Genomic DNA, 8415 nt, shown 5'->3' with positions numbered 1-8415 from the left:
CGTCAAACTCTTGAATATTCAATAATGTCATCTTAGGTGCCTGTTTTGGTGTTTTTTTATTTTTTGGTAGAAACAAAATAACGCAATTACAGGCACTTATCTTCTTTATTTGTGGGGATCCCTCAGTCTTTAGGCCATGGAGGGGGAATGCATCCTTTCGGGGCTGAAGCCGCCGACTACAATGTTGCCTGTAGCATGGTCTTTAGGCCATGGGGTGACAATACATCCTCTCGGGGCTGAAGCCACCGACTACAGGTTATGGTTACTGAACGGTGTACACTACCATTAAGTCACTTGGTATTGATGTACTTGCGGGTAGGTAGCCTAGGGTTCCTTCGTGTTGCTTGATATATTCGAGCAAAGAGTGTTCGTCGTCGAATTCTTTGGGGGCCTTCGTTCGTCCGGTAAAGCGCATTTGCGCCCAGTAGGATTGAATACGCGACTCTGTTAACCCTAGCACTTTAGTGTTGAACATCATGCGGGTGATATTGTCAGGTGGTAAGGCGATAACATCTAAATCAGATGACATCATGCCGCCCATATACAAATTACGTATTTGTTGACGGTTGAGTTGAATTGATCGGTCGGAGACATTGGCAACCACAACAATAGTGTCAGTTGCCTTAGCCACCTGAAATAAGTTAAGTGCTGCTATTAATATAAATGTTATGTATGTTTTCATAAAAATACCCACTCAATCCCCAGTTGGTACAAAATAGCGTGACCATCGAATCCACCGAGATCTTTTAATGCAAAATCATTGCTTACTTTCTCAGCATCAACGTAAGTTACTTCGCCTTTCAAGGCCACGTTATATCGCCAGTCCCATCGCAGGCCAATTTTAGTCCCTTTATTCTTATCGTCAGGGAAGCCACTGAGCACCGACTCGTAGGTGGCGGCCAAATAATCAAGTTCATCCGAAATGCCATAAGGGATTTCGTTGGGTCCGTGCTCGTAATAAACGTCTCGTTCGCCATAAGATATGTATACCGTATAGGGGTAGAAGTTGTAACCCACGGAAATATAGAAGCTGTCTATGTCGGGCACGGGGCCGCTTTCGCCCTTCATTTTTGCCACTTCGCTACGTACAAAATAATCTACGTTTTCATAATTGGCACTGAGTTGATAAAAATGGATCAGGCCATCAGGATTGAGAGATTCGGCATTTTGACTAAACCCATATTGATTAAGCACATCAACAAACTGCGCAGCACCGGGAAGGGTTAGATTGGCATTACCTTGGTTGTAGGCCGCTCGAAACGTGAGACCGTTATAGGATGCGCTGGTATTAAAGCCGTAAAGCCCCGTTACCTTGGTATCTATCTCGCCTGTGGCTAAGTAAATTTTGTCATCGTAATAGCCCCAATACCCCTCAAAATTCATCACCCATGCGTCATACACATATTGATAATTTGCCAACACGCCTTCAAATGTCGAAAAGAATGCGGTGTCGTAAAATTGTTGGGGAAGGGTTAACCATGGGTAGGCAAAACCAACATCGATGCTATCGCTATAATTAAAAAAGGGAATTCGCTGCTTGCCAATTTTAATTTGAAGAGCCGTGTCGGTTGGCGTATAGGTTAAATAAAGCCACTCTAAGCCTGAAGCCCGTTGTTCAGCAGTGTGTCCGATCACCTGAGCGGTTAAAGAAAACTGCTCGCTGAAAGTATAATCTGCTTGCAAGGCAAGAAGTGATTGTTGATCAAAACTGATACTGTTGTCGTAGCCCACATATTCCGCATTCTCATCATCTAGATGACCCATAACCACACGAGCAAACCCCGAAAACGCGAGTTTTTCAGATTCCGCGTATATTTTGGGTGCCCACAAAGTCACTACACAAAATGCAATACAAACAAAGGCTGGGGTGCGATGTTTATTCGAGATGCAGTACTCCTTACGAAAGAACGGGGGATGTTTTTTACTCAACTTACAAGAGTGACATCTTAAGTCAAGAATTTTTAACCTAATAAGGCAAGATTACTGGGTTAACCAAGGGTTTGACGACACCCAAACGGCCAACCACCATACTCCAATAGGCTTACATTAGGAGTTTAGCACCTAGCATAAATTGAAAATCCACTACATTCCCTTTACTATCCGATTCCATCGCACTGGGTTGGTTATTTTTCGCTTGTCTCCTTTAGGTGAATTGCAAGCATCTAGATGCGCTTTTTTATCGAAATCAACGTTTCATCAACAAACAATTACCCAATTAGCACCCACAAGGCTCTTACTTCAGTGTAATGAGTTGGTTACTTATTGGGATTCAATTTAATGAGTATTGAGTGGCACTTAACAGCAACAATAAACAAGATAAAACCTTCGCAGGTTTAGATTTGGGGACGTCGAATTGCTCCATTGGCATAATAGAACACAATGAACCCGTTCTTATTCCCCTAGAAGATGGCGAAACCACGCTTCCGTCCTGTGTGTTTCTAGAACACGGCGTGATAAAGCCTGAAAAGATATCGGAACAAGCATTAGCAGAACGTGTGGAAGCAGAAAAAGCGGCGCAAGCCAAAAGAGCGCAAACCGACGCAAATGCGCAAGTGTTCACTGAAGAACAGCTTATTAATATTTATCGCAAAGTGATCAGAGCCGAGAACCGCGAAGACGCTAAAACGGATCAACGTATGCAAAGCATAGGCGAAGCCTTGGCATTCAGTGGCGGCGTTATGTTTGGACGAGAAGCGGAATTTGCGCACATTGCCAATCCTGAAAATGGCTTTTACATCAAATCGCCCAAGTCGTTTTTAGGGGCCAAAATTACCAAAGCCCAACAAGGCATATTCGCCTCTGTAATCGAAAAAATGTTGGCGTTTATAAAAGAAGAATCTGAATATATAAAGGCAGTTGAGCTCGATCAGGTTGTGATAGGCCGGCCCGTCAATTTTCATGGACTACAGGAAAGAGACGGCAATAGCCAAGCCATTAACATCATTAGTGAAGCAGCAAAAAAGGTGGGCTTTAAAGATATTGAATTTTTAATGGAGCCCCTTGCCGCAGCCTATGATTACGAACGACAGTTAACCCAAGATAAAGTCGTGCTGATTATTGACTTAGGCGGCGGAACAACCGATTGCTCAGTGGTTAAACTGGGGCCAAACTCTATCAACAACGAGAGTCGAGAAAGCGATATTCTTGGTTGTTCAGGAAAGCGCATTGGCGGTATCGACATTGACAACAAATTAGCCTTAATGGGCATAATGCCGCACTTTGGAAAAGACATTATATTAACCAACGACCTGCCCATTCCGCCCACATTATTTAGGCAAGCCGTGTGTGTCAATGATGTTGCTGCCCAGCGCGAATTTAATTCAAATCGAACCGGAGTAGAGCTACAACGCTATTGTTTTATGTCTTTGGACAAACGAATTGAGCGCTTAAAAACCTTACGAGATAACAAGTTAGGGCTTAAATTAAACAAAAGTGCCGAATTAACCAAAATAGCCCTATCTAAAGACCAATTGGCCCAGGTTAACCTCGATTATATAGAAGATAACTTACAAATCTCAGTGAGCCGCGACCAGCTAGGTGACGCCATCAGTGGCGAACTAAACCAAATTCAGTCCATTGTTAACGAGTCTTTACAGCAATCAGGTGCCACCCCCGACACCATTTTTGTAACCGGTGGTACCGCAATCTCCCCCGTCATCAAACAATGGATTAACACCATGTTCCCCGATACGGAAATTGTGATCGGTAACCATTTCGGAAGTGTAACAACAGGCCTGATCACCCACGCTAAGCGCATATTTGGAACGTAAAATATAGGTATCGTATACACCCAACCGAACAGCTTTAACAATGAGTTATTAAACTTTGTAGCCTCGAATCACCCCAAGGTTTGAGGCTAAAGGCCAAATGGATAGTATTATGAAGTGAGTCATGAGTTAATGAGCTGTTTGTTAAGTTTGAAGTGCTCGAAATTACCCTTATATTTGTTAGTTCATGATTTAAATAATATAAACAGCCACTATTTTATCGTGTTCACATTTGAATGAACGGTCTGTTTTCAACCTTTGGATTAGTAACAACGATTAAAATCAGTTAACCTGGTTTAAATTTAATAGGGCTTAAGGAATGTGCTCGCATATGTCATCTACTATTGATGTTTCTGCTGGAATAATAGTAAAGGAAAATAAGGTCCTTGCAGCGCGCCGAAAAAAGGGTTTGCACCTTGCGGGCTTTTGGGAGTTTCCTGGTGGTAAGGTTGAACTAGGTGAGTCTCCTGAAGTTTGTCTAATAAGAGAACTTAAAGAAGAGTTTGGAATTGATACTGTAGTTACAGATTTTGTAGGTGAAAATACTCACTCATACAGTGACAAAACTATTCATTTAATAGCTTTTCGAGTGGAACATTTAGGCGGTGAATTTCAACTTATTGACCATGATGAAATAAAATGGCTATCAGCGGCCGAGCTTGATTCTTTGAAATGGGCTGAGGCAGACATACCGCTAGTTGAAGCTTTCAAATCTACCATTAGTTTAACTGAATTTTACCAAAAAAAATACGACGCATACGCCCAAGAAACAATTAATATTGAAATCGGTGAGCTTTACTCTACTTTCCTCAATTACCTACCCAAAAAAGCACATATACTAGATTTAGGCTGTGGTTCTGGGAGAGATTCTCGCTACTTTTTAGATAACGGATACAGTATAACTGCATTGGATGGCAGTGCTAAATTAGCGGGTTTAGCGGAAGAACTTATTCAACAACCAGTATCAGTTGTTCTATATCAAGATATGTTATTTGAAGAGAATTTTGATGGCGTTTGGGCATGCGCAAGCTTACTTCACTGCGCTAAAAGTCAGATAATATCCGTTATCCTAAAAATACAAAAAGCACTTAAAAATAATGGTGTTCTTTACGCGTCTTTTAAATACGGTGAAAACGAATCAAGCGATGAACTAGGAAGATTTTTTAATAATTACACATCCAAGTCATTAACCTCACTGCTTGAAAGTGTCGGTGGCTTTGAGGTTGTAGAGTGTTGGGAAGAAACTAAACCGTTGAGAAGTTCAACTCAAACTTGGGTGAACGTCATAGCACGAAAGGTAGGCTTTTAGTTTGAGTTCTTTTCCAACTCAACATCTTACCGTTGGGGGTGAAGATCATTTTTTACCTATGTTGTTGCAGGCAATAAATCATGCATCTACCGTACGTATAGCTGCAGCGTTTATTCGGCAAACAGGGCTTAATTTGATATTTTCAGCACTAGAAGATGCGTTGTTGCGAGGTGCCACCGTACAAATTCTTACTGGTGATTACATGGGGATTACTGAACCAAAAGCGCTTCGACATTTGCTGCTTCTTCAATCCCGTGGCGCTGAAATTAAGGTTTTTGAATCAAAGGTAAAGCAAAGCTTTCATATGAAAGCTTATATTTTTTTAGAAGATTCGATAAATAATCAGTTAGATGGTTGTGCATTTATAGGTTCGAGTAATATATCTAAATCAGCTTTGCTTGATGGTCTTGAATGGAACGTTAGTGTTGGTTTAAATACTGAACCCGAAAAGTTTAATACTATTTTGGTTCAGTTTGAAAGGCTATATAATCGAAGTGGTTGTACTCATCTTACTCATGATTGGATTGATGAGTATGAAAAACGGATTCCAAAAACACTTCCAATCAAGCTGTACTCCAACGCCGATGATGACGATTTTGAGCCAACACCAGAACCAAACATAATTCAACAACAAGCGCTTACAGCGCTACATAGGTCTAGATTAGACGGCTATCAACGTGGTCTTGTAGTTATGGCTACGGGAACAGGAAAAACTTGGCTTTCTGCGTTTGATTCGATAAATATAAGCGCTAATCGTATTTTATTTGTCGCTCATCGAGAAGAAATACTCGACCAAGCTGAAAAAACGTTTATTCGTATGTACCCAAATCGCAGAATAGGTCGTTATTCGGGAACTTTGAAACAAACGAATGTCGATTTACTATTCGCATCGATTCAAACATTGGGTAAAAAGCAACACCTTTCAATGTTTTCACCTGCATGTTTTGATTATGTCGTGGTTGATGAGTTTCATCATGCATCCGCTAATAGCTATCAAAAACTCATTTCTTACTTTACTCCTAAATTTATGCTGGGACTAACAGCTACGCCATCACGCACTGATCAGTCCGATATATTATCTTTATGTGATGACAATTTAGTGTTCGATTTTGGACTGTTTGATGGGATTGAATCAGAAGTATTATGCCCCTTTGAATATCAAGGAATTGCCGACACTGTTGATTACACAGAAATTAGTTGGCGCAATGGCAAATTTGATCCAGAACAACTGGAAAATAAATTAGCCACAATATCGAGAGCAAAGCACAATCTAAAAAATTGGAAAAGGCACAAATTAAGTAGAACTCTAGGCTTTTGTGTTTCTACTAAACATGCAGATTTTATGGCTAAGTATTTTTGTGATAACGGCATTAAAGCTGTTTCCGTCCATAGCAAGTCTAATATGCCAAGAAATGTCGCCTTAAAAGAGTTAAGCGACGGCAATATTGAAATCATTTTTTCAGTAGATTTGTTTAATGAAGGAGTAGATTTACCGTCTATTGATACTGTAATGATGTTAAGACCAACCGATTCTAAAATTGTATTTTTACAGCAACTTGGACGAGGATTACGCAGAAGTGAAAGTACTAACAAGGAGCGGCTGGTTATATTAGATTTTATTGGAAATCATATTAGCTTTTTTCGAAAAGTAGACTCTTTATTTCGATTTGGTATCACTAATAATGCACGTAAAAAATTCATATCAGATATTCAAAATCATAGTTTGATTTTACCAAAAAATTGCTTTGTGAACATTGAACTTACCGCTATCGATATTTTGAAACAATTAGTCACTAATAGTATTGATAAACAAATTGATGTTTATTTGGGACTTAGAGAATCTCTTGATAGACGTCCAACTCTCTCTGAGTTTTACCATGCCGGGGGGGGAGTAGATACAATTCGCAAAGAGTATGGCAACTGGTTTGAATTTGTTAATCACCAACAAGACTTAGATGAGATAGAACTTCTTGTATTTACTACTTTTCTAGACTTTTTATCAGACGTCGAAACAACCAATCTAACCAAGTCATTTAAACTTATTCTACTTGAAGCTTTACTTGAGCTAGGTGCTTTCAGTGAAGTTGTATCGCTTCATGATTTAGCGTTACGATCGTTTGAAATACTCAAGCGTCATCGGCCATTTTTGTCAGATTTACCTTCTGAGTTTTCTATGGTATCTGACATTGAAAGTTTGGAAACCAATAAATGGATTAGTTATTGGAGACGGAATCCTGTTAACGCTTGGGTAGGTGGTAATAAGAATTCTGGTAAGTCATTTTTCAAACTAGAAAATGATAAATTTATAGCCCTATTTAACGTGCCTGATTACTTACAAGAAACATTTTCAAATATGTTGCAAGAAATCGTTAACTATCGATTTTTGCAATACGAAGAAAGGTTAGCGGCTAAGACTGCAAATACTGAGTCACCTCCTTCAAATGTGATTTCAATAGACTCATTCCCTACGCAACCTATACCTTATTTCTCTGATCTCAAAATTGCTTGTGGGCACTTCACATCCAGCGAACATGAAATAACTGAAATAATCGAAGTACCAGATAACTACGGTAAGTTAGATTCAAAAAGGCACTTTGTCGCCAAAGCATCTGGTAATTCGATGAATGGAGGGAAGCATCCAATTAAGCATGGTGATTTACTATTGTTAGAACGAATCACACCTGAGTATGCAGGAAGCATAAGTGGTAAAACCATAGCCATTGAGCGCCTCGATACTTCTGGAGACGATCAATACCTATTGCGAAATGTGACTAAAATAGGGGATCAAAAATACAAACTTATTGCGCAAAATCTCGATTATGAGCCAATAGATGCTGATGACAGTATGAAAACTGTTGCGTATCTTAAAGCGATAATTGATCCCGCAGATGTATATGTTCATAAAGAGTTTATGCGGCAAGATATTCCTGTTTTGTTTGGGTTAGAATTTAATGAAGGCTTGTGGAATTCTGGTCATGTTAGGCCAAAAAACAGTGACGAGCAGTTTTTGCTAGTAACTCTCAACAAACAAGGTAAAGCGATTGAGCACCAATATCATGACTACTTTGTTGACCGAACAACTTTTCACTGGCAAAGTCAAACTAGTACCCGCATTAAAAGCACTAAAGGCCAAGGATTACAAAACCATGAAAACGTTCACCTTTTTGTCAGGAAGAATAAATTGATTGCTGGTACTGCTGCTCCATTTTATTATATTGGTAAAGTTGATTATCAAGGACATCAAGGGGAAGCTCCGATGAATGTGACATGGAAATTGAGAACACCGTTGCCCCCTGAACTTCTAGACTATTTAAAAATTTAAACGAGTAGCTTCGCTCT

5 protein-coding genes are annotated in these 8415 nt (G+C 39.8%); 3 read left to right on the top strand and 2 right to left on the bottom strand.

The window, feature by feature from the left end:
- Positions 1-262 precede the first annotated feature (262 nt).
- Entirely contained in the window at positions 263-682 is a 420-nt protein-coding gene (locus ACYVIL_RS04300) for a hypothetical protein (protein ID WP_460311692.1), read from the bottom strand.
- Positions 679-1836, bottom strand: coding sequence for a hypothetical protein (locus ACYVIL_RS04295; protein WP_460311691.1), 1158 nt, complete (start codon positions 1834-1836; stop codon positions 679-681). The genes ACYVIL_RS04300 and ACYVIL_RS04295 overlap by 4 nt, the downstream gene beginning before the upstream one ends.
- 452 nt (positions 1837-2288) lie before the next feature.
- Between ACYVIL_RS04295 and yegD the strand changes: the two genes are divergently transcribed.
- From yegD to ACYVIL_RS04280, 3 genes are all read left to right on the top strand, one after another.
- Positions 2289-3770 carry a molecular chaperone gene (yegD, locus tag ACYVIL_RS04290; protein WP_460311690.1) on the top strand — a complete coding sequence of 494 codons (1482 nt, stop codon included), beginning with the start codon at positions 2289-2291 and terminating at the stop codon, positions 3768-3770.
- Positions 3771-4098: 328 nt separating this feature from the next.
- The gene (locus tag ACYVIL_RS04285; RefSeq protein ID WP_460311689.1) at positions 4099-5076 is read left to right on the top strand and encodes an NUDIX domain-containing protein; all 978 of its coding nucleotides are present in this window, start codon (positions 4099-4101) and stop codon (positions 5074-5076) included.
- A 1-nt stretch (position 5077) separates the two neighbouring features.
- On the top strand, positions 5078-8398 hold the full coding sequence (locus tag ACYVIL_RS04280) for a DUF3427 domain-containing protein (RefSeq protein ID WP_460311688.1): 3321 nt from the start codon (positions 5078-5080) through the stop codon (positions 8396-8398).
- The last annotated feature ends 17 nt before the right edge of the window (positions 8399-8415 follow it).

The sequence above is a fragment of the Aliiglaciecola aliphaticivorans genome (assembly GCF_054782055.1).
Note: the sequence above shows the minus strand (reverse complement) of the source record. Positions and strands in the feature narration are given on the sequence as shown.

Excerpts from the sequence above, each read along its gene's own strand:
- ACYVIL_RS04285 (WP_460311689.1), top strand. The coding sequence starts at position 4,099 with ATGTCATCTACTATTGATGTTTCTGCTGGAATAATAGTAAAGGAAAAT.
- ACYVIL_RS04300 (WP_460311692.1), bottom strand. The coding sequence starts at position 682 with ATGAAAACATACATAACATTTATATTAATAGCAGCACTTAACTTATTT.